This is a genomic window from Paenibacillus arenilitoris (assembly GCF_014705655.1).
Classification (GTDB): Bacteria; Bacillota; Bacilli; order Paenibacillales; family Paenibacillaceae; genus Pristimantibacillus; species Pristimantibacillus arenilitoris.
In genome coordinates this window covers 223,790-248,290 of sequence record NZ_JACXIY010000014.1, presented here as the reverse complement: position 1 = coordinate 248,290, position 24,501 = coordinate 223,790, and the positions used below count along the sequence as shown (strand labels likewise).

At 57.9% G+C, this 24,501-nt stretch carries 25 protein-coding genes; all 25 read left to right on the top strand.

From position 1 onward, the window contains the following. Window positions 1–2 precede the first annotated feature (2 nt). The 25 genes from IDH41_RS31335 to IDH41_RS12355 all read left to right on the top strand — a co-directional run bounded on the left by IDH41_RS31335 (window position 3) and on the right by IDH41_RS12355 (window position 24,374). Window positions 3–1,184, top strand: a complete 1,182-nt coding sequence (locus tag IDH41_RS31335) for a cysteine protease StiP family protein (RefSeq protein WP_223829691.1) — start codon at window positions 3–5, stop codon at window positions 1,182–1,184. Beyond that, entirely contained in the window at window positions 1,181–2,008 is an 828-nt protein-coding gene (locus IDH41_RS12470) for an HAD family hydrolase (protein ID WP_190861447.1), read from the top strand. Before IDH41_RS31335 ends, IDH41_RS12470 begins: the two co-directional genes overlap by 4 nt. Before the next feature lie 24 nt (window positions 2,009–2,032). Beyond that, entirely contained in the window at window positions 2,033–3,088 is a 1,056-nt protein-coding gene (locus IDH41_RS12465; RefSeq protein WP_190861446.1) for an ATP-grasp domain-containing protein, read from the top strand. Window positions 3,089–3,146: 58 nt separating this feature from the next. After that, a complete protein-coding gene (locus IDH41_RS12460; protein WP_223829674.1) occupies window positions 3,147–3,863 on the top strand; it encodes a hypothetical protein in 717 nt (238 codons plus the stop codon). A 16-nt stretch (window positions 3,864–3,879) separates the two neighbouring features. Continuing rightward, complete coding sequence (locus tag IDH41_RS12455) at window positions 3,880–4,971, top strand: toxic anion resistance protein (RefSeq protein ID WP_190861444.1); 1,092 nt, start codon at window positions 3,880–3,882, stop codon at window positions 4,969–4,971. Window positions 4,972–5,253: 282 nt separating this feature from the next. Continuing rightward, the gene (locus tag IDH41_RS12450; protein ID WP_190861443.1) at window positions 5,254–6,060 is read left to right on the top strand and encodes a TerC family protein; all 807 of its coding nucleotides are present in this window, start codon (window positions 5,254–5,256) and stop codon (window positions 6,058–6,060) included. An 83-nt stretch (window positions 6,061–6,143) separates the two neighbouring features. Next, complete coding sequence (locus IDH41_RS12445; RefSeq protein ID WP_190861442.1) at window positions 6,144–6,734, top strand: thymidine kinase; 591 nt, start codon at window positions 6,144–6,146, stop codon at window positions 6,732–6,734. Window positions 6,735–6,788: 54 nt separating this feature from the next. Beyond that, entirely contained in the window at window positions 6,789–8,135 is a 1,347-nt protein-coding gene (locus IDH41_RS12440; protein ID WP_190861440.1) for an MDR family MFS transporter, read from the top strand. Window positions 8,136–8,647: 512 nt separating this feature from the next. Further along, the gene (locus IDH41_RS12435; protein WP_190861438.1) at window positions 8,648–9,385 is read left to right on the top strand and encodes a phytanoyl-CoA dioxygenase family protein; all 738 of its coding nucleotides are present in this window, start codon (window positions 8,648–8,650) and stop codon (window positions 9,383–9,385) included. Between the two features lie 35 nt (window positions 9,386–9,420). Further along, complete coding sequence (locus tag IDH41_RS12430; RefSeq protein WP_190861436.1) at window positions 9,421–10,284, top strand: AraC family transcriptional regulator; 864 nt, start codon at window positions 9,421–9,423, stop codon at window positions 10,282–10,284. 124 nt (window positions 10,285–10,408) lie between these two features. Beyond that, window positions 10,409–11,251 (top strand): metallophosphoesterase family protein, encoded by an 843-nt coding sequence (locus tag IDH41_RS12425; protein WP_190861434.1) that lies wholly within the window; start codon window positions 10,409–10,411, stop codon window positions 11,249–11,251. A gap of 3 nt (window positions 11,252–11,254) precedes the next feature. Continuing rightward, the gene (locus IDH41_RS12420; RefSeq protein WP_190861432.1) at window positions 11,255–11,884 is read left to right on the top strand and encodes a glycerol-3-phosphate responsive antiterminator; all 630 of its coding nucleotides are present in this window, start codon (window positions 11,255–11,257) and stop codon (window positions 11,882–11,884) included. Window positions 11,885–12,077: 193 nt separating this feature from the next. Next, the gene (locus IDH41_RS12415; RefSeq protein WP_190861430.1) at window positions 12,078–13,400 is read left to right on the top strand and encodes an ABC transporter substrate-binding protein; all 1,323 of its coding nucleotides are present in this window, start codon (window positions 12,078–12,080) and stop codon (window positions 13,398–13,400) included. Between the two features lie 22 nt (window positions 13,401–13,422). Then, window positions 13,423–14,340: an HAD family hydrolase gene (locus IDH41_RS12410; RefSeq protein WP_190861428.1), complete on the top strand. Its 918-nt coding sequence runs from the start codon at window positions 13,423–13,425 to the stop codon at window positions 14,338–14,340. After that, entirely contained in the window at window positions 14,294–15,367 is a 1,074-nt protein-coding gene (locus IDH41_RS12405) for an ABC transporter ATP-binding protein (protein ID WP_190861426.1), read from the top strand. Before IDH41_RS12410 ends, IDH41_RS12405 begins: the two co-directional genes overlap by 47 nt. 2 nt (window positions 15,368–15,369) lie before the next feature. Further along, on the top strand, window positions 15,370–16,242 hold the full coding sequence (locus IDH41_RS12400) for a carbohydrate ABC transporter permease (RefSeq protein ID WP_190861424.1): 873 nt from the start codon (window positions 15,370–15,372) through the stop codon (window positions 16,240–16,242). A gap of 105 nt (window positions 16,243–16,347) precedes the next feature. Then, entirely contained in the window at window positions 16,348–17,178 is an 831-nt protein-coding gene (locus tag IDH41_RS12395) for a carbohydrate ABC transporter permease (protein ID WP_397327869.1), read from the top strand. A gap of 27 nt (window positions 17,179–17,205) precedes the next feature. Further along, a complete protein-coding gene (locus IDH41_RS12390) occupies window positions 17,206–17,943 on the top strand; it encodes a glycerophosphodiester phosphodiesterase (protein WP_223829673.1) in 738 nt (245 codons plus the stop codon). Window positions 17,944–17,973: 30 nt separating this feature from the next. Beyond that, a complete protein-coding gene (locus IDH41_RS12385) occupies window positions 17,974–18,783 on the top strand; it encodes a glycerophosphodiester phosphodiesterase (RefSeq protein ID WP_190861418.1) in 810 nt (269 codons plus the stop codon). Window positions 18,784–18,989: 206 nt separating this feature from the next. Beyond that, entirely contained in the window at window positions 18,990–19,367 is a 378-nt protein-coding gene (locus tag IDH41_RS12380) for a Na-translocating system protein MpsC family protein (RefSeq protein WP_317890734.1), read from the top strand. A 110-nt stretch (window positions 19,368–19,477) separates the two neighbouring features. Beyond that, window positions 19,478–20,269, top strand: coding sequence for an ABC transporter ATP-binding protein (locus IDH41_RS12375; RefSeq protein ID WP_190861416.1), 792 nt, complete (start codon window positions 19,478–19,480; stop codon window positions 20,267–20,269). Window positions 20,270–20,298: 29 nt separating this feature from the next. After that, entirely contained in the window at window positions 20,299–21,177 is an 879-nt protein-coding gene (locus IDH41_RS12370) for an ABC transporter permease (protein WP_190861414.1), read from the top strand. A gap of 40 nt (window positions 21,178–21,217) precedes the next feature. Next, entirely contained in the window at window positions 21,218–22,273 is a 1,056-nt protein-coding gene (locus tag IDH41_RS12365) for an ABC transporter substrate-binding protein (protein WP_190861412.1), read from the top strand. Between the two features lie 29 nt (window positions 22,274–22,302). Next, the gene (locus IDH41_RS12360) at window positions 22,303–22,941 is read left to right on the top strand and encodes a cysteine hydrolase family protein (protein WP_190861410.1); all 639 of its coding nucleotides are present in this window, start codon (window positions 22,303–22,305) and stop codon (window positions 22,939–22,941) included. 20 nt (window positions 22,942–22,961) lie between these two features. Then, window positions 22,962–24,374 (top strand): MFS transporter, encoded by a 1,413-nt coding sequence (locus IDH41_RS12355; RefSeq protein WP_317890733.1) that lies wholly within the window; start codon window positions 22,962–22,964, stop codon window positions 24,372–24,374. The last annotated feature ends 127 nt before the right edge of the window (window positions 24,375–24,501 follow it).

Genomic DNA, 24,501 nt, shown 5'->3' with positions numbered 1-24,501 from the left:
ATATGAAGAGAGCGCTCCGGGAGCTCGGGATTCCCCGCATTGTTATCGTTTATTGCGGCCGGGCGCGGATCGCGGATCCGGCGCCGATCGGCAGCTATTCGCCGGAGGACGTCGTGTTCCTGCTCAAGGATCTGAGCGGCCTCCGGCTGGAGCGGCGCACCGAGGAGCGGGAATCGGCCATGCAATCGGGCGGGCACTATTCCGAGAGCCTGCCGATCGAATACGAGCCGACGCCCGCCTATATCCGGCTGTTCCGCGATACGCTCGGCGATTCCGCCCTTGCGCTCGCGGAGGCCGTCGGCATCGTATCCGAGCGCATCGTCGCAAGGCGCGGCTTCGGCATCGTGCTCGCTTCCTTGGCGAGAGGCGGGACGCCGGTGGGCGTGCTGATCAAGCGATACGTCCAGCATGCCTACGGCGTGTCGCTGCCCCACTACAGCTTGTCGATCATTCGAGGCAAAGGGATCGACGAGAACGCGCTGCGCTACATCCATCAGAACCACCCGGATGAGCGCGTGCAGTTCGTGGACGGATGGACCGGCAAAGGCGCGATCCGGGGCGTGCTGACCGAAGCGTGCGCCGGGATGGAGCGCAAGTATGGCATACGGCTTGACGACGACCTGGCCGTCTTGGCCGACCCCGGCCACTGCGCGGAATTGTTCGGAACGCGCGAGGACTTGCTTATCCCGAGCGCGTGCTTGAACGCGACGGTGTCGGGACTGATCAGCCGCACCGTGCTGCGGGACGACCTGATCGGGCCGGACGACTTCCACGGGGCGAAATATTATCGCGAGTGGAGCGGCTCGGACGTATCGAATCAGTTCGTCGATACGATATCGGCGCATTTCGGCCGGGTGACGGAGAGGGCAAAGCGTGCCGCGGAGCGATTCGGTCAACAAGAGGCCGATCATACGGTCACGTGGCGAGGAATGCGGGACATCGCGCGCATAAAACAAGAATTCGGCATCGCGGACATCAATCTCATCAAGCCCGGCGTCGGCGAGACGACGCGCGTCCTGCTTCGCCGGGTGCCGTGGAAAATTCTCGTCGACCGGACGGACAACCCGCATCTGAAGCCTATTTTGCTGCTGGCGAAGGATCGCGGCGTGCCCGTCGAGGAGTATCCGCATATGACGTATTCCTGCTGCGGGATTATTAAAGCGGTGAAGGGGGAGAGCGAATGATATTCGCGAGCGATTTGGACCAGACGCTCATCTATTCGGCCCGTTCCAAAGGGAATATCGAGATTGAGGACATGGTGCCGGTCGAGCTGTATGAGGGCAGGCATATTTCGTATATGACGAAGCCGGCGCTAGGCAAGCTTCGAGAGCTCGGTTCGATGCTTTCCTTCGTGCCGGTAACGACGCGCATTCCGGCGCAGTACGACCGCATATTCGGCATTAAGGAGCAGCTTCGCCCGCGGTATGCGATCGTCAGCAACGGCGGCGCGATCTTCGAAGAGGGACGGATCGACCGGGAATGGGACCGGCACGTGAGAGAGGCCGTGAAGACGTATTGCGCGGGAAGCGCCGAGATGGGCGAGCTGTTCGCCAAGATAGCCTCCCCGAGCTGGGTAAAGTCGACCGATCTGTGCGACGACCTGTTCTACTCCATCGTCGTCGAGAGGGACAGCCTGCCTCTGGATCAGCTCGAGGAGCTGAGGAGGCAGGCGGTGGAGCTCGGCTGGAGCTATTCGCTCCAAGGACGTAAAATTTACCTGGTTCCGGAGAAGGTAAGCAAAGGAGCCGCGCTTCGGTACGTGAAGGAGAAGCTGGCTTCGGCCTATGTATACGCCGCCGGAGACAGTCTGCTCGACGAGAGCCTGCTGCTCGCGGCCGATTACGCGATCGCGCCCGCGCACGGCGAGCTTGGACGCGTATATGACTCGCATCCGCATATCCGGTTCACCGAAGCGAGAGGGGCTTATGCCGCCGAGGAGCTGCTGGAGGCGATATTCAGGCACGCCGCGGCCGGCGGAGCCGATCGGAACGTGCCGCACCATTCTTAATAGACAGGGAAGAGGTCGCCAGCCATGACAAAAATTTATATGAACCGTTGGTTTTCGGTCGCTTATCATTACATTAATATGATCAGAAACAACCCGGACGGCGAGAAATTCGAGTTTTTCGGCACGCATCCCGACATTAACCACATGTCGCTGCTCGCCTCCGATCATCCGGGGACGGAGCCTGCTCTGTACGGCAGCGAGTATGCGGAGTACTGCGCCGACTATTGCCGGACGAACGGCATCGATTTGTTCATTCCCCGCCTGCATATGGAAGAGATTGCGCGTTACGCGCATCTGTTCGACGAGATCGGCACGAAGGTAATGGTGTGCCGCGACACCGAGCTGCTCGATTCGATGGTCGAGAAGGACAAATTTTACGAGGCGATTGCGGGTAAAGGGCTGGTGGACATTCCGGACTACCGCGTCGTGCATACGGCCGAGCAATTCAAACGCGCCTGCGGGGAATTGGCCGAAGCGGGTCATCGAGTGTGCTTCAAGCCGACGAAATCCGAAGGCGGCATGGGCTTCCGGATTATCGACGACGGACGCGATCCGCTGCGCGAGCTGTACGGATACGTCACGTTGTCCACAAGCTTCAAGCAAGCGTACGATACGCTGTCGCGCGCGGAGCGCTTCGAGCCATTGATGGTCATGGAGTATCTCGGCGGCGTCGAATACAGCATCGATTGCGTCGCGTCGGCCGAAGGCGAGCTTATGACGGCGATTCCGCGACGCAAGTCGACCGGAAGGACGTACTTGTTGGAGGCGAAGCCGGAGCTGCTCGAGATAGCGGACCGAATCGCGAAATCGCTGAAAATTCCGTATGCGTTCAACATTCAGGTGCGCTATAGCGGCGACGTCCCGAAATTGCTCGAGATCAATCCCCGCATGTCGGGCGGCTTGTACATTACTTGCTTGTCGGGGGTCAACATGCCGTATTTGGCCGTGCAGGCGCTCCAAGGCAAACCGATCGAGCCGCCGGCTCCGCGGTTCGGCATTCAGGCCGGCTACGTGGAGCAGCCGCTCATCATGAAGCAGCCCGATTTACAAATTGACTTCGCGGCCCAAAAAACGAGATAATTAATAGATAAAACAGGCGTGCATCACGAAGCGGAACAGTCAGGTTGGAGGTGCTACATTGAAGAGTTCGATGAAGAAGACGGCGGCGATCGCGCTCGGCAGCTATGTCGTCGGGCTTGTCGCGTACTGGGTGACGTCGCCCTATATCGCGATCGCGATTCCGGCGATCGGATTATTCGGGGCTTTGCTTTGGAGCGGACGAAACGGCAAACCGGTCGAAGAGAGCGCCCGCATAGCCGAGCGGCAGCCGGCGCCGCTAGTGCAGCAGCAGCCCGCCCCGCTGCAGGCGCAAGCGCCATTTGGCGGCTCGCAGCAGCATAACGTCCCGCAGCAGCAGCACAGCGCCCAGCAGGCGGCCGCTCCCGCGGCCGTTCAGGATCCCGAGCTTGCGTCCGCCCTGGAATATATCGGCATCATCGAGGATATGATTTTGCTCGAAGGCGAGAAGAACAACCTGGACGACGAGATCGTCCAGAAGACGCTGGCGCTGCTGACCCGCTTGAACCGCCTGATCCCGGATCTGGTCGCGCTTGGCGACGCGAGCATCAACCACAATATCGTCCGGCTCGTCCGCAAGGATTTGAATTCGACCATTAACCCGTTCCTGAGGCTGAGCGGCGAGGCGAAGCGGCAAAACCGGCGGCTGCTGCTCGACGGCATCAAGGATGTCGATTCGAAGCTGACCTTCTACACGAAGACGCTCGAACAAAAGGATATTATGGAGCTCCGCACGAAGGCCGAGCTCATCCAACAGCGGTACCGCTTGAACGACTAAAAAGGGGGAAGAACCGATGGCCACGCAGCTCGTCTCGATCAAAAACGAGGATTTGAACAAGCTGGAGCAGGAAGTCCAAAACACGATGCAGAAGGTGGCGACAACCGACGCCATGCATCTTGATTCGTTGATGGACGAAATTACGAAGAAGGGGCAGAAGACGCTGGAGCGTTCGAGCCAGACGCTGACGCTGCTGGAGCGTCCGCTAACGGATCTGATGTCCGGCAAACGGAACGAAGTGACGAACAACATGCTGAAGCTGCGCGGCGAGGTGGAGGAGCTGAGCCGGAGCAAGCAGCTGTCGCTCGTTCAGAAGCTGCTTCGCAAGGCGCCGATGAAAAACTACATCTACAAGTACCAGTCGGCCAAAACGAACGTGCAGGCGATCGTCAAGTCGCTGCGCGACGGCCGGGACAACCTTGAGGAAAACGTCATCCATATGCGTAACCTGAAGCGGAGCAGCCTCGACAACGTGTACGATCTGCAATTGCTCGTGGAATACGGCAACCGCCTCAAGCAAATGTTCGAGGAGGAGATCGCGAAGCCGGAGAACGAGCACCGCAAGACGTATCTCGAACGCGGGCTGCGGAAGGTCGTCACGAAGCTGCAAACGTACACGGAGATGATCATGCTGTACCAGCAGGCGATCGCCGCGACGGACATCATCAACGACACGAACGACAAGCTGATGGACGCGCTGGACAGCTCGATCGACAAGACGCAGCATCTCATGTCGGTGTCCGTGCTGATCGCGAGCGCGATCGACGATCAGATGAAGGCGATCGAAGCCGTCAATTCGACGAACGAAATGCTGGGCAACCAATTCGCCGAGAACGCCCGGCTTCTGAACGAGACGAGCGAGAAAGCGAATCAGGCGCTGACGAAGCCGGCGATGAGCATGGAGCTGGTCGAGCGAGCCATGTCGGATCTGTTCTCGGCGATGGACAAGTACGAGAACTCCAACCGCCAGATCATTCAGACCGTGTCGCAGCAGACGCAGAAGATGACGCAGATCAACCAGCAGGTCGGCCAGCGTCTCGGCATTCAAGCCGCCTCCGGCGGACAGGCCGAAATTCCTGCGGCCGCGGCCAAAGGCTTTCTGGAATAAATCGGCGGGAAGAAGGCTTCCCGATAATTTTTTTCGAAAATCGGGAACCTATCCGCGGCTTGGCACGTAACAACCTGTATGCGCGGCGCGAATGCCGTGCCATACGGTTAGCAATAGTAACAAAGGGGAGTAGCTTCCACAATAAAGTCGTCAATCCGAGAATACCGATTCTCCGGCTTTATTGGCAACGTTGCGGCGTTGTTAGTGAGACCTTTGCCTATCCCAAGGCAGAGGTCTCTTTTTTTGTTGCTTTCTAGCCGAACAAAACGAGGAGGAATGGGAATGGAGTTAGGTTTGTTGTTGGAGTATGGTTGGGTGCTGCTCGTGCTGATCGCGATCGAAGGGCTGCTTGCCGCGGATAACGCGCTCGTCCTCGCGATCATGGTTAAGCATTTGCCCGAGAAGGAGAGGAAGAAGGCGCTGTTCTACGGCCTTGCGGGAGCGTTCGTATTCCGATTCGGCTCGTTGTTCGCCATCTCGTTCCTCGTGGACGTGTGGCAGGTGCAGGCAATCGGAGCGTTATACTTATTGTTCGTCGCCTTGAATCATCTCTTCCGCAAAGCCGTCGTCAAGAAGGCGGATGCGGACGTCAAAGCGGCGGAGAAGCAAGAAGAGAAGCCGGCCAAGAAGGGCAGCGGCTTCTGGCTGACCGTACTTAAGGTCGAAGTGGCGGATATCGCCTTCGCGGTCGATTCGATTTTGGCGGCGGTAGCGCTGGCGGTCGCCCTTCCGACGACGAATCTTCCGAAAATCGGGGGCATGGACGGAGGCCATTTCGCCGTCATTTTTGTGGGCGGCTTCATCGGGCTCGTCATTATGCGGTTCGCCGCGACCGTATTCGTGAAGCTTCTCGAGCGCAGGCCGGGACTCGAGACCGCCGCGTTCGTCATCGTCGGCTGGGTCGGCGTGAAGCTGGCGGTCGTGACGCTGTCGCACCCTTCGCTTGCGGTCATTCCGCACGACTTTGCCCATTCCACGGGCTGGAAGGCAACGTTCTACCTGGTGCTCGTCCTGATCGCGGCAGGCGGCTGGTTCTTGTCCAGCGACAAGGAGGAGGCCAAGAAAAACGTGGCGGAGGCGGCGAACTGACATTTGTTCGCGGCTGCTATTTTGGCTCGCGTCTCCTTCCTGTATAATGGGAATATTGAACGGGTAGTGGAGGAGAGATTGGATTGGCACAGTTGTATTACAAATACGGAACGATGAACAGCGGCAAATCGTTTGAAATCATCAAAGTCGCCCACAATTACGAGGAGCAGGGCAAGCCGGTGCTTATTTATTCGCCTTCCGTCGGAGCAAGGGAGAGCGTCGACCGCGTCGGATCGCGGGTAGGATTCGAGCGGGAGGCGGTCCCGGTGCACGACGATACGGACCTGTTCGAAAGCGTCCGATCGTTCGTCTCGGCCGCGGCCCCTTCGAAAATTTATTGCGTGCTGGTCGACGAAGCGCAGTTTTTGAAGCGGCATCACGTGCTCGAGCTGACACGGGTGGTGGACGAGCTTCATATTCCGGTGATGGCCTTCGGTCTGAAGAACGATTTTCAAAACCGGCTGTTCGAGGGAAGCTACAACCTGCTGGTGCAGGCGGACAAGATCGAGGAGATCAAGACGATCTGCTGGTATTGCGACCGCAAGGCGACGATGGTCATCCGCTTCCGCGACGGGCAGCCGGTCAATACGGGCGAGCAGATCCAGGTCGGCGGCAACGAAGACTACAAGCCGGTCTGCAGGCGCTGCTACAATGAAGCGTTCCGTAAGGATTAAGGCAAGGGGCAATTGTGCGAATCGGGCCTCCAACCGTGGGAGAGAGGTGCGAGTATGAAAAGCAGAACGACCGTCATGATCAGCATCGTCTTGGCCATGCTGGTCGCATCCATCGACACGACCATCATGAATACGACGATGCCGGTCATCGCCGAGGAGCTGGGCCGGTTCGACCTGTACGCCTGGTCGTTCGCGTCCTACATGATTTTTTGCACGGTGCTCGCCCCCGTCGCAGGGCGAATATCGGATATGTTCGGAAGGAAGCACGTATTCGGCTTCGGCATTTTGTTCTTCCTGATCGGCTCGCTGCTGTGCGGCCTGTCGCAGAACATGGTGCAGCTCGTTGCGTTCCGGGCGATCCAAGGAATCGGCGCCGGCATTATGACGCCGTTCCCGATGATCATCGCGGGCGATCTGTTCAGAATCGAGAAGCGGGGCAAAATTCAAGCCTTGTTCACCGGAATGTGGGGGCTGTCGGCCATCCTCGCCCCGCTGCTCGGCGCGTTTTTCGTCGAGTACATGAACTGGCGCTGGATCTTTTACGTCAATTTGCCGGTATGCCTGCTCGCCTTCGCGACGCTGCTGCCTTACAAGGAAGCCTACACGCCGAAGAAGACGAGCATCGATTATATCGGCGCGCTGCTGTTCGCCTCAGGGGTCAGCCTGATCCTGCTCGTGACGGTGCTGGAGAAGTACCAGGTTCCGCTCGCCGCGCTCGGCGCCGCCGTCCTGATCGCGTTCTATTATTACGAGAAGAAGCAGCCTTCGCCGATCGTGCCGCTATCGCTGGTTCAGGATCCGACGATCCGCTGGATCAATTTGAACGGCTTCGCCGCATGCGCCGCGCTCTTCGGCATCGGCAGCTTCGTTCCGTTGTTTCTGCAGGACATCGCGGGGGAAAGCCTGTTCATGAGCGGCCTCGCTCTGCTCGGGCTCGCGATCGGCTGGATGGTGCTGTCGGTGCCCGCCGGCAAATGGGTACTGCGGTACGGCTACCGGAAGCTGCTGTTGATCGGAAACGGCCTGCTCGTCGCATCGGGCATCCTCTTTATACTTATTGACGCGAACACGGGCTTCTGGTATGTATTCGGAGCGATGACCGTGCTCGGACTCGGCTTCGGACTCACGTCCACGGTATCGATGATTTCCGCCCAGCAGCTGGTGGAGCCGCATCAGAAGGGGATCGCGACGTCGTTCCTCATGTTCTGCCGTAATATCGGGACCGCCGTCGGCGTGACGATCATGGGCGCCCTTCTATACGGGCAGAGCGACATGGTCGGCGGCTTCCATTCGTTATTTCTGTTCGGGCTGATCGGCAGCGTCGTCGCGTTCGCTGCCGCGCTGCGAATCCGCAACCGGAACATGGAAGGCGCGATGAAGGAGCGGCCTGTCGAGAGCTAGTTTAGAAAAGAAGCCGATCGATCGCAAATAGACGTTATAGGGCGGCAATGAAGGGGCTATCTCAAAAGGCCGTGAAACGACCTGAGAGTCAGCCCTTTTTTTAATTTCGACGGTCATGATACGGCGATGCTAATTTCAAAAAATGAAACTAAATTGCTCTTGACTTCACTCATTCGTTATTTCGTTTCAATATATGAAATTAAACGGTTTTATACGCGCTTCATCTTTCCATATTAACCGACTTATTTTCAAAATTTGAAACTAAACGCCTGCGAAATCTCCTTCTTTCGCATTTTGTTTCAGTTTTTGAAATTAAAAGGCTAAGCCGTCCAATCGCAAAGCAATCCCGGCCAAGCGCGGCCTTCGGCCGAGCTGTTAATGAGAATGGTTGCCCTGCCGCGCCGATCCGAAAATATGCATACTTTATCGGAAGCGAAGGGAAGCATTCGGAAAGCGGACCGTTTAGTATAGGAACTGTGAACCTATCCTAAGCGCAATCGGAGGGATTGTCGATGACGGCAATAAGCTTATCGTCCGCAGAGATCGAACATTACGGGAAGAACGGGTACGCCCTGTACAGGAAACAGCTGTTCAGTCCGGAGAAAATGGCGGAGCTGTCGGGGATATTCGAGGAACAGTGGGAGCTTGTCGGAAGAAAGCTCAACAGCGAGCTCGATACGCCGCATTTCCGCGACGAGCGGCTGCTGAAGTTTCTGCTGAGCGACGAGGTGCTCGATCTGGTCGAGCCGCTCATCGGGCCGAACATCGGCCTGTGGTCCAGCCATTTCATTTGCAAGGAGCCGCTCGTCGGCAAGCAGACGCCGTGGCACGAGGATTCCGCCTATTGGAAAGGACGCCTCGACCGTTTCGACAACATCGTGACCGTCTGGCTGGCGATCGACCGCAGCACGAAGGAGAACGGCTGCATGCGCGTCGTTCCGGGAACGCATCATAATGGCTTCTCCGAGTATAAGGAAGTGGACGGCAGCGAAAATATTTTCGGCACGGAAATCCGCAAGGTCGACGAATCGAAGGCGGTCTATTTCGAGCTGGAGCCGGGCGAGTGCTCGCTGCACGATTCCCGCATCGTTCACGGCGCCGCGCCGAACAAAAGCCCGTACCGCCGCTGCGGCTATACGATGCGGTATTTTTCGACGGAGGCGAAGGTCATTCCGGAGAAGAACGCGAATCATAAAGTATGGCTGGCCAGAGGCAAGGATCTGGCGGGCAGCCCGTTCGTGAACGCGTAACATCGATAACTAATTGGAAGAAAGGGGGGAAAGGCATGCAAGGAAACGCGGCGCCTGAGCGGCTGCTAAGCGAGCACTACTTCGGCTTGTCCTCCCCCTACCAAATTTATAAGCATCAGATCGACCGGACGATCACGACGCACTGGCATGATTTTTTCGAGATGGCCTTCGTCGTGTCCGGTACCGGTACGCATGTCGTGAACGGCGTCCCGCTGCGGCTTGGAAGAGGGACGGCGTTTCTGCTGACGACGGCGGATTTCCACGAGATCGTCCCCGATGAGGGCGTAACGATCCGCTTGTACAATTTTATTTTCCGCGAGCATCTGGTCAAGGACGGTCTGCTGCACCGCCTGCTTCAGGATGCCGCCAACCTTATGCATACGTTCGAAGGGGAAGCCGCAGCCGATATGGAACGGGAATTCGCCCGCATCTGGACGGAGGTCCATCATCCCGGGCGCGAGAGCGAAGCGGTCATCCAGTGCTGCGTCCAGCGGCTGCTCATCGACCTCGCCCGCCATAACGACGCCGAACGCGCGGGCAAGCCGGCAAGGCTCGGCGGTCCTCTCCACGCTTCGATCGAGAAAGCGCTGCTTTATCTCCAGCACCACTTCCGCGAGCCGGTTACGTTAGAGCAAATCGCGAATTTGAGCGGACTATCGGCCAATTACTTCAGCGAAATGTTCAAGAAGCAAACCGGCACCTCCTATCAAAACTGCCTGCAGGAGCTGCGATTGCAATTCGCCAGATCGCTGCTGCTGAGCTCCGACCTGCCGGTGACGGAGGTATGCTTCGGCTCCGGCTTCAACACGCTGCCGCATTTCGATCGTGCGTTTCGGCTCAAATACGGCTGCTCGCCCCGCCAATTGCGTCAGGCGAATGCCGCTGCGCGATCCAAATAGGACTTACCGGCCGAGACCGCTATCGAATGCCTTTACAAAAACTACTTCCCCGCTTAACGAACAAGCAATACTCCCCCGTTACGATAGATAGCGGAACAATAACGATAGCGGGAGGAGTGCAATAATGAGATTAATTCTGATGGGCGACTTGCATTACCACGACATCGACGAGACGATTGAGGGGCTGCGCGAGGCGCGCGCCGCTTTTTACGAGACGTATTTGGGATGTTTTCTGGAGATGGACGCCGACTATCATATTTCGCTCGGAGACTTGACGAATTTCGGGACGTCCTCGGAGCTGCAAGAGGTATACGCGATTCTCGGCCGCAAGGAGAGGTCGTTCATTCATGTGCTCGGCAACCACGACCTCTACGGGCAAACGAAGAAGGAAGTGCTGGCCCTTACCGGCCAGAAGGATTACCATGCGATCGATAACGGAGAAGCGATCCTCGTGTTTCTGAATACGGCGAAGGAAATGGACTTCGAGGATTGGGGCGGATGGATCGACGGCGAGCAGCTGCGCTGGTTCGAAGAGACCGTGCAGGCTTCCGGCTCGAAGCCGATGCTCGTCTTCGCCCATCATCCGGTGTTCGAGACGACGGCGAGGTCGGAGAAGGACAAAGGATCGATTCATCGGGACATCGATATGTGGTCGATACTGGGGCAAAAGCAAGGACAAGGCCTCTTCTTCAACGGCCACACGCACGTGGATTCCATCGTCCGGCAGCATAACTGGACGTTCGTGCAGCTATCCGCGGGGCTCGATCAGCACGGCTTCCGGATCGTGGATATCGCGGGAGACGAGATTCGGATTGCGGCCCGCGACGTGACGGAAGCGGCGGTTAAGGACCATGCGCAGGTCCTGCATCGGTATATGAAGCATTTCCGTCATAATCCGGACGCGCGAGGCGTGGATGAGGACCGCGAGACGATCGTCTCCCTGCTGACGACGGTGCAAGGAGGATAACGGATGGCAAGCTCGATTCCGCATGACCTGTTCTTCCGAGGGCTTCACGAGCATCGGATGATCGCTTCCATCAAAGAGCCGAAGCATATCGAGACGGCACTGTCGCTGAGCGGCCAATTGAGCGGCGTCTTCCTGCTGACCGGCCATATCGGCGTGCTGAAGGGGTACGTAGACGTCTTCAAGGAGCATGGGCTGCCGGTCTTCCTGCATCTGGAGAAAATCGGCGGGCTGAATACGGACATTTACGGACTGGAGTATTTGGCGAAGGTCATCAAGCCCGCCGGCATTATTTCGACGAAGACGAGCGTGGTGAAGACCGCCAAGAAGATGGGCCTGATTACGATTCAGCGTTTTTTCCTCGTCGATACCGAAGGACTGGACAATATCGCCAAAAGCTTGAACCAGATCGAGCCCGACGTGATCGAGATCATGCCCGCCCGTATCCCGGAGGTGATCGGCATGGTCAAATCGTTCACTTCGTTGCCGGTCATTACGGGCGGCTTGCTGTTCGACGAGGATCAGGCCCGCGCCTGCCTGCGAAGCGGGGCGGCCGCCATCTCGTCGTCCAAGCCCGAGCTTTGGAAGAGATCCTACGTCTACGAGGAGAAGCCGAAGCTGCGGAAATTCATATAATCTTTGCAATGCGATGACATAGCGTTAATACTCGTCCTTTAACATTCAAAGTGAAAAGTAAATAGCAATAGGTTGGAGCAATGGAGAAACCTTAACCCGTCGCGGACGAACGATCGAGCCGCGGCCGGATTAAGGTTTCTCTTTTTGCTGCTTCCAAACGCATCCCAAACAAAAAAAGGTGGAGGAACTGACCATGATTAAAAAGTTTACGGCACTTACGCTTGCGACCGTGATGACCGCTACGCTCGCTGCTTGCGGATCGAACGGCGCGGGCGGCAACGCGGCGACGAACAGCCCGAACGCGGAGGGCGTGAGCGCCGGCTCTTCCGACAAAATCGTCATTAAGTATTGGTACGCGTTCGGCGGCAAGGCTGAAGAAGCGAAGAAGCATTTGGTTAAGGAATTCAACGAGTCGCAGGACCGAATCGAGGTCGTGGCGGAGCATCAAGGCAATTACGACGACCTGCATGCGAAGGTGCAGGCGGCGTTCGCCGCGGGCAACGCCCCGGCGGTGAGCGATCTCGAGATCGCCTCGACCGGCGTATTCGCCCGCTCCGGCATGCTGGAGGAGCTGACGGCTTTCGCGGAGAGGGATAGTGCCGAGCTGCAGCTTGAAGATTTCAATCCCGGCCTGATGGGAAATGCCTACGTGGACGAGAAGCTGTACGGCCTTCCGTTCATGCGCAGCACCCCGATTCTATACAAGAACGTCACGATGCTGAAGGAGTTCGGCCTCGATCCGGAAGGCCCGAAGTCATGGGATGAGCTGGAGCAGTATGCCCGCGTGCTGAAGGAGAAGGGCAAGACCGGAATGACGGTTCCCGCCGACATCTGGTACTATGAAGCGCTTGTCGCCCAAAGCGGCGGCAACATGCTGAGCGATAACGGCAAATCCGCAGCGTTCAATACGCCGGAGGGTGTAGCTCCGGTTGAGTACTGGAAGAAGATGGTCGGAGACGGGCTCATCAAAATTCCGGTCGGCGACGAAGCGGGCGCAACGGCGGACAAGGATTGGGCGAACCAGTTATCGGCCTTCAAGTTCGGCTCCACCGCAGGCGTGAACGCCAGCCTGGAAATTGCGAAGGGCAGCGGGTTTGAGATGCAGACGTCGTTCATGCCGGCGAACAAGGATTACGGCGTGCCGACGGGCGGCTGCCAGCTTGTCATCACCGCCAATCTGTCCGACGAAGAGAAGGAAGCGGCGTGGACATTCCTCAAGTGGATGACAACCAAGGAAAACACGATTTACCAGCATAAAAACGTCGGTTACTTGCCGACCCGTCTGTCCGCCCTCGAAAGCGAGGATTTGAAGGCGCATTTCCAAGAGTTCCCGCAGTATAAGGTAGCCGTCGACCAATTGGAGTACGCGAGACCGCGTCCGATGGAGAGCGCCTATCCGGAAGTGACGAAGATCATCAGGGAAGCAATCGAAAAATCGATTCTCGATCCGAACACGGCGCCTCAGGACGCAATGAACGAGGCGGCGGAAAAGGCGAACAAGCTGCTGAGCAAATAAACCGTCCATAGGAGCTGAGAATTTGCATACGAGATTTGGCGAAGATTGGTTGTCTGCGATTAAAGTCATCATTTTCGATATGGACGGCACGCTTTATCAGGAGGATACGTTCCTCGACCGTTACATCCGCTACATGCTGGAAGGAACGGAGCACGAGCGCGAGGCCGAGGCGGCCGTCAAGGCGGGAAGAGCCATACTTTCAGGGGAGCATGCCTTCCGATTCGGCCACTTCTATCATAAAGAAGACGGGCTGGCGCTCGTGCGGCAGGATTACGGCTTCATTCAAGGCTATACGTGGGACGGAACGGCGATCGGCGAGCGAGCCGGTGGTTACGGGCCTTTGACGCAGCAAGCGGAGCATCTCATTCACATCGGCGATCCTTGGGGGATCGCCTCCGTCATCGGCCACAAATACCGGCTTGCCGGAGAGAAGATGCAGGCGGCGTTCGAGCGGGTCCGTGAGGAGATGGTGCTGGAGCCGTACCAATTCGCCGTGAGCCGAAGCTTGTTCCGGGCGATTGGCGAGCTGAGGGTGGAGAAGCGCATTCTCATGACCAATACGTATCTCGCGTCCGGCATCGATTTCCTGAACTATATGGAAATCCGCGATTTGTTCGAGGAAGTGTACTGCGGGGCGCAGAAGCCGCACGGTATCCGGAGCTGCTTCGGGGCGCTGCTGGAGCAGGGCTACGAGGCGCATGAGGTTCTGTCGATCGGGGATAACCCGTGGAACGACCTGCATCCGGTGAAACGGCTGGGCGGGAGGACTTGCTTTATTTCCCCCTACCACAGCAGCGACGGCGAAGACTGGGATTTGCGGCTGACGTCGCTGGATGAGCTGGAAGAGCTCATGCGGGCGGTTAAACAAAGCATATCGAGGAGGAGAAGGCCGGATGGCGAAGATCGAGCTGAGAAATATAAGCAAGAAATTCAAGGATGATACGGTGATCCAGAACTTGAACCTGACGATCAAGGACGGTTCGTTCACGGTTCTCGTCGGCCCTTCAGGCTGCGGGAAGTCGACGACGCTGCGCATGGTCGCGGGGCTGGAGCAGCAATCCGGCGGAGACATCTGGATCGACGACAAATGCGTCAACGACACGCCTCCGGGGCTGCGGGACGTAGCTATGGTGTTCCAGAACTACGCCTTGTATCCGACGATGTCCGTCCGGGGTAATATCGAGTTCGGCCTGAAAAACCGCGGCGTCGCGAAAGCCGATCGCGATAAGCTCGTCAAGGATATTTCCGAGATCGTCGGCCTCGCGCCGTACTTGGACAAAAAGCCGCAAAGCCTGTCCGGCGGCCAGCGCCAGCGGGTTGCCCTCGCGCGCGCGATGGTGAAGCAGCCGAAGGTGTTCATTCTCGACGAGCCGCTGTCCAATCTGGACGCGAAGCTGCGGGGTCAGATGCGGACGGAGCTGATTCAGCTGCATAAACGGCTCGGCACGACGTTCGTCTACGTGACGCACGACCAGGTCGAGGCGATGTCGATGGGCGACGAGATCGTCGTCATGAACAAGGGCGTCATCCAGCAGGCCGACTCGCCGATGAAGCTGTATAACGACCCGGAGAACCTGTTCACGGCCGAATTCATCGGCACGCCGGCGATGAACACGATGAACATGAAGGACGTGCAAGGGCTGGACATCCAAACGAGCGTAAGCATCGGCTTCATGGGCTTCCGCCCGGAGCAGGCGCTGCTTAACGCGGGCCCGGAGGCGCGTGGGCATGTCATCGAAGGCGAAATCGTGACCCGCGAGAGCCTTGGCGCCGAGCAGATTTACCAAATTCGCGCGCGCGGCGGCGTCTTCTTCGTCAAAACGTTTCTCGCGCCGCTGGAAACCGCGGACCGCGTAAAGGTGACGATCCCGTACGAGCATCTGTTTTATTTCGGCCTCGGCGGAGAGAGGCTGCGCTCGGGCATCGAGGCGGGCGCCAGGCAGCTGGTTGCCGCCGGAGGGGTTTGAACATGACATTATGGACGAAGCTGCGCCCTTACGGGATGGTGGCGCCGGCGATCATCGTATTTTCGCTGTTTTTCATCTATCCGATTTTTTACATGATCTATCTCAGCATGTTCGATTGGAACTTCGTCAGCCCGACCAAGACGTTCGTCGGCTTGCAGAACTTCCGGGACCTTCTCGCGGAGGAAGACTTCCGCAAGGTGCTCTCCAATACGACGATTTACACGGTGCTTACCGTTACGCTGACGACCGGCCTCGCGCTGCTGCTCGCGCTGTGGCTGAACAAGAAGAGCCTCTTCCACGGGTTCGTGCAGGGCGCCATCTTCAGCCCGCATATTATTTCGCTCGTCTCCATCTCCCTGCTCTGGAGCTGGCTGATGGATCCCGAGTACGGGCTGCTCAACTGGGTGATCGGCCTTGCGGGCTTCGACAAGCTGCAATGGCTGTCCCATCCGAGCACGGCGCTCGTCTCGCTCGTCATGGTCGCCGTCTGGAAGGGGCTCGGCTATAACGCGCTCGTGTTTATCGCCGGGCTGCAAAGCATTCCGGCCGATATTTACGAGGCGGCGTCGCTGGACCGCTCAAAGCCGTGGACGACGTTCACGAAGCTGATATTGCCGATGCTGTCGCCGACGATCTTCTTCCTCGTCATCATCAACATGATCGGCTCGTTCCAGGTATTCGAGACGATCGCGATCATGACGCAGGGCGGACCGATCAATTCGACCAATACGCTCGTCTACTACATTTACGAATACGGCTTCCGCTTCTTCAAGATCGGCTATGCCTCCGCGGCGGGCGTCATTCTGCTCGTCATCGTCGGCATCCTGACGATCATTTACTTCAAGCTGTTGTCGAATCGCGTTCATTACCGTTAGAAAGTGGTGAAAATGTTGAAAGCCGTTAACGATACGATCGGCGGCACGCCGATCGGAACCGCAGCCGAGAGCGACCGCGTATTCGTGCGCAGCAGGCAGCAGGCGCTGCGCAGAGCGCTGCGCGCCGTTCTTCAAGTCGTCAATTACGCCGGGCTGCTGGTACTGGTTCTCGTCTTCGCCATGCCGTTCGCGTGGATGCTGTCCACGTCGCTGAAGACGCTGCCGGAGACGATGATTTTCCCGCCGGAATGGATACCGTCGAACCCCGTCTGGCAAAACTTCGCGGACGCCTGGAACACGGGGCCGTTCCTCAGCTACTTCGTGAACAGCGTCGTCATTGCGGTCGGCATTCTGGTGCTGCAGATGCTCACGATCATTCCGGCCTCGTACGCCTTCGCGCGCTATAAGTTCAAAGGCTCGGGCTTCCTGTTCGGCATCGTCATGGTAACGCTCATGATTCCGGGTCAGCTCATCTTCCTGCCCGTCTATCTGGAGCTGAGCGCGTTCAAGCTGCTGAACACGCATCTCGGGCTTATCCTCCCGTTCGCTTCGAGCGCCTTCGGCATCTTCCTGCTGCGGCAGGCGTTCATGCAAATTTCGGATGAGCTGCTGGAGGCGGCTCGTCTCGATCAGGCGGCCGAGTGGAAAATCATCCTGCAAATCATGGTGCCGATGGTGAAGCCGGTGCTCGTCACCTTCGCCTTGTTCAGCTTCATCGCCCATTGGAACGACTACTTCTGGCCGCTCGTCATGACGACGAACGAGACCGCTCGCACGCTGCCGCTCGGCATCGCCAAGATCCGGGAAGTGGAGGGCGTCGCGACATGGAATACGCTGATGGCCGGCAACCTCATTCTGGTGGCGCCGATTCTGCTCGTGTTCTTCCTGTCGCAGCGCCAGATCATCAAAGCGTTCGTCTATAACGGCGTCAAATAAAGCAAGGAAAGGATGGGGAGGATAATGATGACAATCGTTGCGCACCGCGGCTGGTCGGGAGACGCTCCCGAGAATACGATGGCCGCGTTCAGGCTCGCGATGACCGATCCGGGCATCGCGATCATCGAGCTTGACGTTCATCTGTCCAAGGACGGCGTGCCCGTCGTCATGCATGACCATACGCTGGATCGGACTTCCAACGGCACGGGACCGATTAAGGCGTATACGGTCGAGGAGCTGCGCGAGTTCGACGCGGGCGGCTGGTTCTCGCCCGGCTTCGCGGGCGAGCGCATTCCGACGCTTGAGGAAGTGCTTGAGCTCGCGAAAGGCCGCATCAAGCTGCATGTCGAGCTGAAGGCGCTGGGCGACGAATACCCGGGCATCGAAGAAGCCGTCATCGCCTGCATTCGGAGGCAAGACATGGAGGATGAGGTCGTCCTCTCCTCGTTCAATCACGATTCCATGAAGAAGGCGAAGGAGCTTGCGCCTTCCATTCGCACGGGACTTATTTTTCTCGGCAAGCCGACGCTTCTGGCGGAGCAGCTTCGGTACACGGGCGCGACAAGCATATCGATGCATCACGCGTTCGCGACCCGCGCTTTGGTAGACGAAATGGCCGAGCACGGCATCGACTTCGGCGTATGGACGGTCGACGATGCGGCGACGCTGGCCCGTCTCGCGGGCGATTATCCGAACCTGAGGATTACGACCAATTGCCCGGACCGCCTGCTGCGCATCATCCGGCAGGACGCTCTGTCATCCTAAGAAGAGGCGCGCGGGAGAGGAGGAGTAGCGGTGGCCAGTCGACAAACATCCCATGTCTTGCTCAAAGCCGTATTGCTCTTGCTTCTCTTGGGCAGTTCGGCGCTCATCCTGTCCGCGTACGTGCCGAATCCGGCGAACGCGCCGCTCATCGTCGCGCACCGCGGGGCATCCGGCTACGCGCCCGAGAACACGATGGCTTCCTTCGAGCTCGCCGAGCTGATGGCTGCCGATTACATTGAGCTGGACGTCCGTCTCAGCAAGGACGGCGAGCTCGCCGTCATCCATGACGTCAAAGTGGACCGTACGACGAACGGATCGGGCTTCGTTCACGATTACGCGATGAACGAGCTTCGGCGCATGGATGCGGGGAGCTTCTACGATCCCGGCTACTCGGGCGAGACGATATCGACGCTCGGGGAAGTGCTGGACCGGTTCGGCGGCAGGATCGGGCTGCTCATCGAAACGAAGGATCCGCATCTGTACCCCGGGCTCGAGCAAAAGCTGGCGGAGGAGTTGAAGCGGCACGGCCGGCTCGACAAGGTGGTGCTGCAATCGTTCGATTTCGACTCGACGAAGCGAATGCACGAGCTGATGCCGGACGTGCCGGTCGCCGTGCTCATTCACAAGGACAAGCATCCGCTGTCGGACGAAGCGCTGGATGAGCTGGCCTCTTACGCTTCTTATATCAACTACAACTTCGAGCAGCTGGACCGGAAGCTCGTAGCCGAAATCCATGAACGAGGCCGGAAGGTGATGGCATGGACGATCCGCAGAGAGAAGGACATGAAATGGATGAAGAAGCTCGGGGTGGACGGGATTATAACGGATTTTCCGGCTTAATAAGCATGCGGACGAAGCTGTGGCTCCTTTGCGATAAGGGGCTGCGGCTTTTTTCGTGGTTCGGCGTTGTGATTAGTGTTATGTTAATGTAATATGTAAGTTAAATTTCATAACAATTAATGAGTTGACAACGGTCGAAATGCTTGTATAATGAAAAATATCAAAGCAAACACCCGCTTTTATGTTAATTAATATGACATTAAGGGGTGGTTGAATTGAAAGCGACTGCCGGAATCATGAAGCAAAACATTTTGAAAATGTATAACGAGATCAACATGTCGATCTTTAACGCGGGCGTCAGCCGAACGAAGGTGGATTTCGTCGGCAACAAGATTCTCATACTCTCCATCAATCACCGGGTGCCGGTGCTGAAGCTGCTGGACGAGAGAGACCGCAGAGCGACCCGAAGGCTGGACATGCTGCTGTTCGAGCACTTCAAGACGGAAATCAAAGCCGCTTTGGAGGATGCTTACCAATTGAATATCGTCACGATATTGAAGGATTACGATCTGGAGACCGAATATTCCGGTACGATCGTCATCCTGGATCGGGACGTCGAAAGCTATCTGAATGATGCGTTGTAGCTCCGGTCAGGAGAGCCGATCCGTCGTCAGTTCTTGGATTTCATGCGCGCGCCTTTGCGCCCATCCTTGAACTGGCGATTTTTTTTATCCATAAAAAGGAGGCATGAAGCATGGGAAACAAAATCGAAATCAACGGCATCAGCAAGATCTTCCGCAAGAACGGCAAAGAAATCACGGCCATGCAGGAGACGTATTTGAGCATCGAGGAGGGACGCTTCGTCAGTATTATCGGTCCGAGCGGCTGCGGCAAATCGACGCTGTTCAACATCATCGCGGGTCTCGTGCCGCCCTCGACCGGAACGGTCCTGGCCGGCGGCGCGAACATTATCGGGAAGACCGGACATGTCGGCTACATGCTGCAGAAGGACATGCTTCTGCCGTGGAGGACGATTCTCGACAATATCATTCTCGGCATGGAGATCAGGGGCGTGCCCCGCAAGCAGGCGGTGGATCGGGCGCTTCCTCTCATGGAGAAATACGGGCTGAAAGGCTTCGACAAGCACTATCCGGCCGAGCTGTCGGGCGGGATGAAGCAGCGGGCGGCGCTACTGCGGACGCTGCTGTACGACCGGGACATCATTCTGCTCGACGAGCCCTTCGGCGCGCTTGACGCGCAAACCAGAATCACAATGCAGAACTGGCTGCTGCAGATTTGGGGCGATTTCGGGAAAACGGTATTGTTCGTGACGCACGACATCGACGAAGCGATCTACTTATCGGACGATATTTACGTATTTACGGCGAGGCCGGGACGCATCAAGACGAAGGTCAGCGTGAACATGGAGCGCCCTCGGAAGCAGGAGGACATGACCTCCGAGGCGTTTACCGGACTGAAGCACCGGCTGATGGAGCTGTTGTCCGAGGAGCGGCAGACCGCGCAGGCGGAAGAGATGATTTCTTAATAAAGCTTGAAGGAGCGGAGGGATTACCCATGAAAATCGAAAGCGAGGCAACCTTGCCGAAATCGGCCGTCATCGAGAACATCATTCCCAGAAAGGCAAGCCACGGGGCGGAAGCGCCCGTTATCCAGGACGAGGAGCTGCTTGAGAGGAAGGACAGGCGGTTCGTGCTGCTCGGCCGCCTGATCCTTACGGTTCTCGTCGTCGTTGTATGGGAGGGCTTCACCCGGGCCGGCTGGCTCGATTCCTATTACTGGAGCAGCCCTTCCGTCATTGCGGAGACCGCTTGGATTCAAATCGCGGAGCATAATTTGCTATCCGATTTGCTCTACACATCCGGTTCGACGATCATCGGATTCGTCGCGGGAACGCTGCTTGGGGCGCTGCTCGGTTTATCGTTCTGGTGGTCGCGCCGCTACGCGCTAATCAGCGAGCCGTTCCTCATCGTCCTGAACGCCATGCCGAAGCTGGCGCTTGCGCCGATCGTCGTTATTTTGCTCGGCATCGGCTTTTTCTCGAAGGTCGCGCTCGCCTTCGCATTGACCGTCATCGTTGCGGCGTTATCCGCCTACAGCGGCGTCAAAAGCGTCGATCCCGATATGGAGAAGCTGATGTATTCGCTCGGGGCCAAGCGTCATCAAGTGTTCGCGAAGGTCGTCGTGCCTTGGTCGATGCCCTGGATGATCAGCAGCCTGCGCATCAATATCGCGCTTGCGCTCGCTGGAGCCATCGTCGGCGAGTTCATCGCTTCCAGCAAGGGCGTCGGGCGGATGATCGTATACGCGGGCACGATTCTGGACATCGATCTGGTATGGGTCGGCGTCGTCGTGCTCTCGGTATTATCGATGCTGATGTACTGGGGAGTCGTCGCATTGGAGAAATGGCTGTCCAAAGGGTTTGTGAAGCAATAACCAATAGAGAGGCCTACCGGGCCAAGGGAGAGAAGAAACCATGTTGCATACCCGAAAAATAATTGCCCTGCTCCTCTGCATGTGCGTCCTGGCATTAGCTGCCGCTTGCGGCCAAACGACCGCCGGTAACGCGGAAGGGAACGAACCGGACGCCGCCGGTGCCGCCGGAGAAGGCTCCTTGAAGAAGCTCGTCATCGCGGAGCCGCTTCATTCCGTCGGCTACCTGCCGCTCTATATCGCGCAGCGCGACGGTTATTTTAAAAAACACGGGCTCGATGTCAGCGTAATTACCGCGGCAGGCGGCACGCACGTGACGGCCGTCGTAAGCGGCGACGCCTGGGGGGTGATCGGCGGGCCGGAGTCGAACGCCATGGCCAACAAGAAGAACGACGATCCGATCGTTTCGGTCGTTAACGTGGTCAACCGGGCCAACGTGTATTTGATGGCCAAGAAAGGGACGGCTCCCGCGAGCGATTCGCCGGAGGATTTGAAAGCTTTCCTGCAGGACAAGAAGCTGATCGTCGGGCGACACGGGGGAACCCCGAATCTGCTCAGCCGGTACTTGCTGATCGAGCTTGGGCTCGATCCCGACAAAGACGTGCAGCTCATGGAGCCGGCCGACAGCTCGGCGGTCGTGGCGATGATGCAGCAGGGCGCGGCTGACGCCGCGAACGGCGCCGAGCCGCAAGTCAGCGACGGAATGGCCAAGGGCGTATGGGACGAGCCGTTCTATAAGTTCCATTCGCTCGGAGATTACGCCTATTCCGTGCTCAGCGTGAAGCGGTCGTCGATCGAGAAGGAGCCAGAAACCGTGCAGAGCTTCGTGAATGCGATCGTGGAGGTGTTGCGCAAAGTCAAGGACGACAAAGCTTATTTGACGGAGCAGGCGAAGCTGGAGTTTCCGACGATGACCGAAGAAGCGCTGCTAGCATCGGTGGAACGCGCCTATGCGGACAGCCTGTGGAGCCCGGACGGGCAAATTTCGGAGGAAGCGCTGCGGAACGACATGGATGTCATGCGGAAGACGGGCATTTTCACGGACGACTATACGTACGATGATTTGGTCGACATGAAGTTCGTAAACAACGCGAAATAACGGATCGATTAAATGACGAGGTGATGAGGATGCGCTTGGTAAAAGAAAAACTGACGCCGGCTAAAACCGCCGTAATCGTCGTGGACGTGCAAAACGATTTTTGTCATCCGGAGGGGGCGTGCGCCCGAAGGGGCAGCGACGTGAGCGCCGTGAAGGGCATGATGCCGCATCTCCACGGGTTGCTGCGCGCCGCCAGAAGCATGAAGGTGCCGATTATTTTCATCCAGACCTTCCACGAGAGGGCGACGGATTCGGCCGCATGGACAAGCCGTTCGGACGGCCGTTCCGGCGAGGTATGCCGGACGGGCACTTGGGGAGCGGAGTTCTATGAAGTCGCGCCGCTTCCCGACGATATTATCGTAAATAAGCACCGCTACAGCGCCTTTATTAACACGAGGCTGGATTCCGTGCTGCGCACGCTGAATATCGAGACGCTCGTCATGACCGGCGTCAGCACCAACGTATGCGTGGAGTCGACGGCAAGGCACGGTTACATGCTGGACTATAACATCGCGTTCGTTGCCGATGCGTGCGCGGCGTTCTCGGAGGAGGCGCACCGGATGACGCTGGAGAACATCGACGGCTTCTTCGGATCGGTCGTGCGGACGGAGCAGTTGATCGAAACCTGGGAAGCGTTGGCGGAAGAGACCGTAACGTCGGCGGGCTGACGGCCGTCCGTACGAAACCGATGAACGGGATGAAATACGTCATATGCCTAGGAGCATTTCTGTCCAATTTGTCGGCGGGCATGTTCAACATCGCGCTCGTGGACATCGCGGACGATTTCGGCAAATCCGTTGCGACTACGCAATGGGTGGTGACGATTTATTTGCTGGCCGTTTCGATCTGCCTGCCGCTGATGGGCGCGGTCGGGGACATGAAAGGCAAGCGGCAGGTACATAATGCCGGGCTGTTCGTGTTTATGCTCGGCGGGTTAGGCTGCGCGCTTGCCCCTAACCTGCCCGCGCTGCTCGCCTTTCGCGTGTTGCAAGGGATCGGCGCGTCGATGTACCAAGCGAACAATATGGCGCTGATCGTCGCCCTCTTCCCGCCTGATAAACGGGGACGCGCCCTTGGCACGGTCAGCACGTTCGTTGCGGCGGGAGCGCTGATCGGGCCGAGCCTCGGCGGCGCCGTCATCGAGTGGTTCTCGTGGCGGACGAACTTTTGGCTGCTGTGCGCCGTCGCGCTTGGCGCTTGGCTGCTTGCGCAGCGTTACCTGCCGTCCGACCGCGCGGCGGGAAAGGCTGCGCCGGATATGCCGGGCGCTGCCCTGTTCTCCGTATCGCTGACCGCGCTTGTCCTTGCCCTGAACCTGGGCAATGCTTGGGGTTGGACGAGCGCCTCCGTTTGGCTTTTGTTCGGCATGTTCGGCATCGCTGCCATTCTATTCGCCAGGCGGAGCCTGTCGGAGAGGTGGATGGCGTCCGGGCGGCATCCGTTTATCCGGCTTGGTTTATTTAATCATGCCTATATTATATTCGGCGTACTCCTCACCGTCGTGACGTATGCGGCCGCGTTCGCGACGCAGCTCGTCTTGCCCGTTTTGCTTCGTAACGTCATGGGGGTTAGTCCGGCGGTGGCGGGCCTTATCGTCATGGCCTACCCCGTTTCGCTGATCGTCTCGGCTCCGATCAGCGGCGGGAGCTCCGACCGGTTCGGTTCGGCTCCCTTCATCATGCTGGGGCTCGGCGGCATGGCCGCTTCGTTAACGGCGTTAGGGTTTCTCGAGGCGGATACGCGGATCGTCTACGTGGTCGCCTTCGTCGTGCTGCTCGGCTGCTCCATGGGCTTGATTACCGCTCCTAATAACAGCATTATAATGAGCCGGACGCCTAAGCAAAATCTTGGGATGATGAGCAGCATGATCGCGCTGAACCGCAATCTGGGCATGATGTTCGGGGCAGCCTTCGGAGGGCTTCTGTTAAGCTCGGGCTCATCGGCGCCTTCGGCTGCTTTGCCGGAAAGCGGCATACGCGAATGGTACGTGGCCATGGCCTCGGTCATACTGGTCTCCCTGCTCGCTTTTATCTGGATCGTGAAGAGCGGCGGCAAGGATAGGGGCGTGGAAGGCGTCCAGAAGCAGGAATCGGTCGTTTGAGAGCGTCCGGGTTTTTTTCCGTTGAAAAGGCACGGCAATTCTCCTATACTAAACCTATCCTTGATACGAGGGAGCTGGTAATGATGGCAATTCCGGATTGCCGGATTGGCACAGTCTCATGCAAAGC

Bases quoted from the DNA above. Each gene is read 5' to 3' on its own strand.
- IDH41_RS12440 (WP_190861440.1), top strand. From the start codon at position 6,789: ATGAAAAGCAGAACGACCGTCATGATCAGCATCGTCTTGGCCATGCTG.
- IDH41_RS12400 (WP_190861424.1), top strand. From the start codon at position 15,370: ATGACATTATGGACGAAGCTGCGCCCTTACGGGATGGTGGCGCCGGCG.
- IDH41_RS12415 (WP_190861430.1), top strand. From the start codon at position 12,078: ATGATTAAAAAGTTTACGGCACTTACGCTTGCGACCGTGATGACCGCT.
- IDH41_RS12450 (WP_190861443.1), top strand. From the start codon at position 5,254: ATGGAGTTAGGTTTGTTGTTGGAGTATGGTTGGGTGCTGCTCGTGCTG.
- IDH41_RS12420 (WP_190861432.1), top strand. From the start codon at position 11,255: ATGGCAAGCTCGATTCCGCATGACCTGTTCTTCCGAGGGCTTCACGAG.
- IDH41_RS12405 (WP_190861426.1), top strand. From the start codon at position 14,294: ATGGCGAAGATCGAGCTGAGAAATATAAGCAAGAAATTCAAGGATGAT.
- IDH41_RS12455 (WP_190861444.1), top strand. From the start codon at position 3,880: ATGGCCACGCAGCTCGTCTCGATCAAAAACGAGGATTTGAACAAGCTG.
- IDH41_RS12355 (WP_317890733.1), top strand. From the start codon at position 22,962: ATGAACGGGATGAAATACGTCATATGCCTAGGAGCATTTCTGTCCAAT.
- IDH41_RS12470 (WP_190861447.1), top strand. From the start codon at position 1,181: ATGATATTCGCGAGCGATTTGGACCAGACGCTCATCTATTCGGCCCGT.
- IDH41_RS31335 (WP_223829691.1), top strand. From the start codon at position 3: ATGAAGAGAGCGCTCCGGGAGCTCGGGATTCCCCGCATTGTTATCGTT.
- IDH41_RS12365 (WP_190861412.1), top strand. From the start codon at position 21,218: ATGTTGCATACCCGAAAAATAATTGCCCTGCTCCTCTGCATGTGCGTC.
- IDH41_RS12425 (WP_190861434.1), top strand. From the start codon at position 10,409: ATGAGATTAATTCTGATGGGCGACTTGCATTACCACGACATCGACGAG.
- IDH41_RS12430 (WP_190861436.1), top strand. From the start codon at position 9,421: ATGCAAGGAAACGCGGCGCCTGAGCGGCTGCTAAGCGAGCACTACTTC.
- IDH41_RS12375 (WP_190861416.1), top strand. From the start codon at position 19,478: ATGGGAAACAAAATCGAAATCAACGGCATCAGCAAGATCTTCCGCAAG.
- IDH41_RS12370 (WP_190861414.1), top strand. From the start codon at position 20,299: ATGAAAATCGAAAGCGAGGCAACCTTGCCGAAATCGGCCGTCATCGAG.
- IDH41_RS12435 (WP_190861438.1), top strand. From the start codon at position 8,648: ATGACGGCAATAAGCTTATCGTCCGCAGAGATCGAACATTACGGGAAG.
- IDH41_RS12390 (WP_223829673.1), top strand. From the start codon at position 17,206: ATGACAATCGTTGCGCACCGCGGCTGGTCGGGAGACGCTCCCGAGAAT.
- IDH41_RS12360 (WP_190861410.1), top strand. From the start codon at position 22,303: ATGCGCTTGGTAAAAGAAAAACTGACGCCGGCTAAAACCGCCGTAATC.
- IDH41_RS12465 (WP_190861446.1), top strand. From the start codon at position 2,033: ATGACAAAAATTTATATGAACCGTTGGTTTTCGGTCGCTTATCATTAC.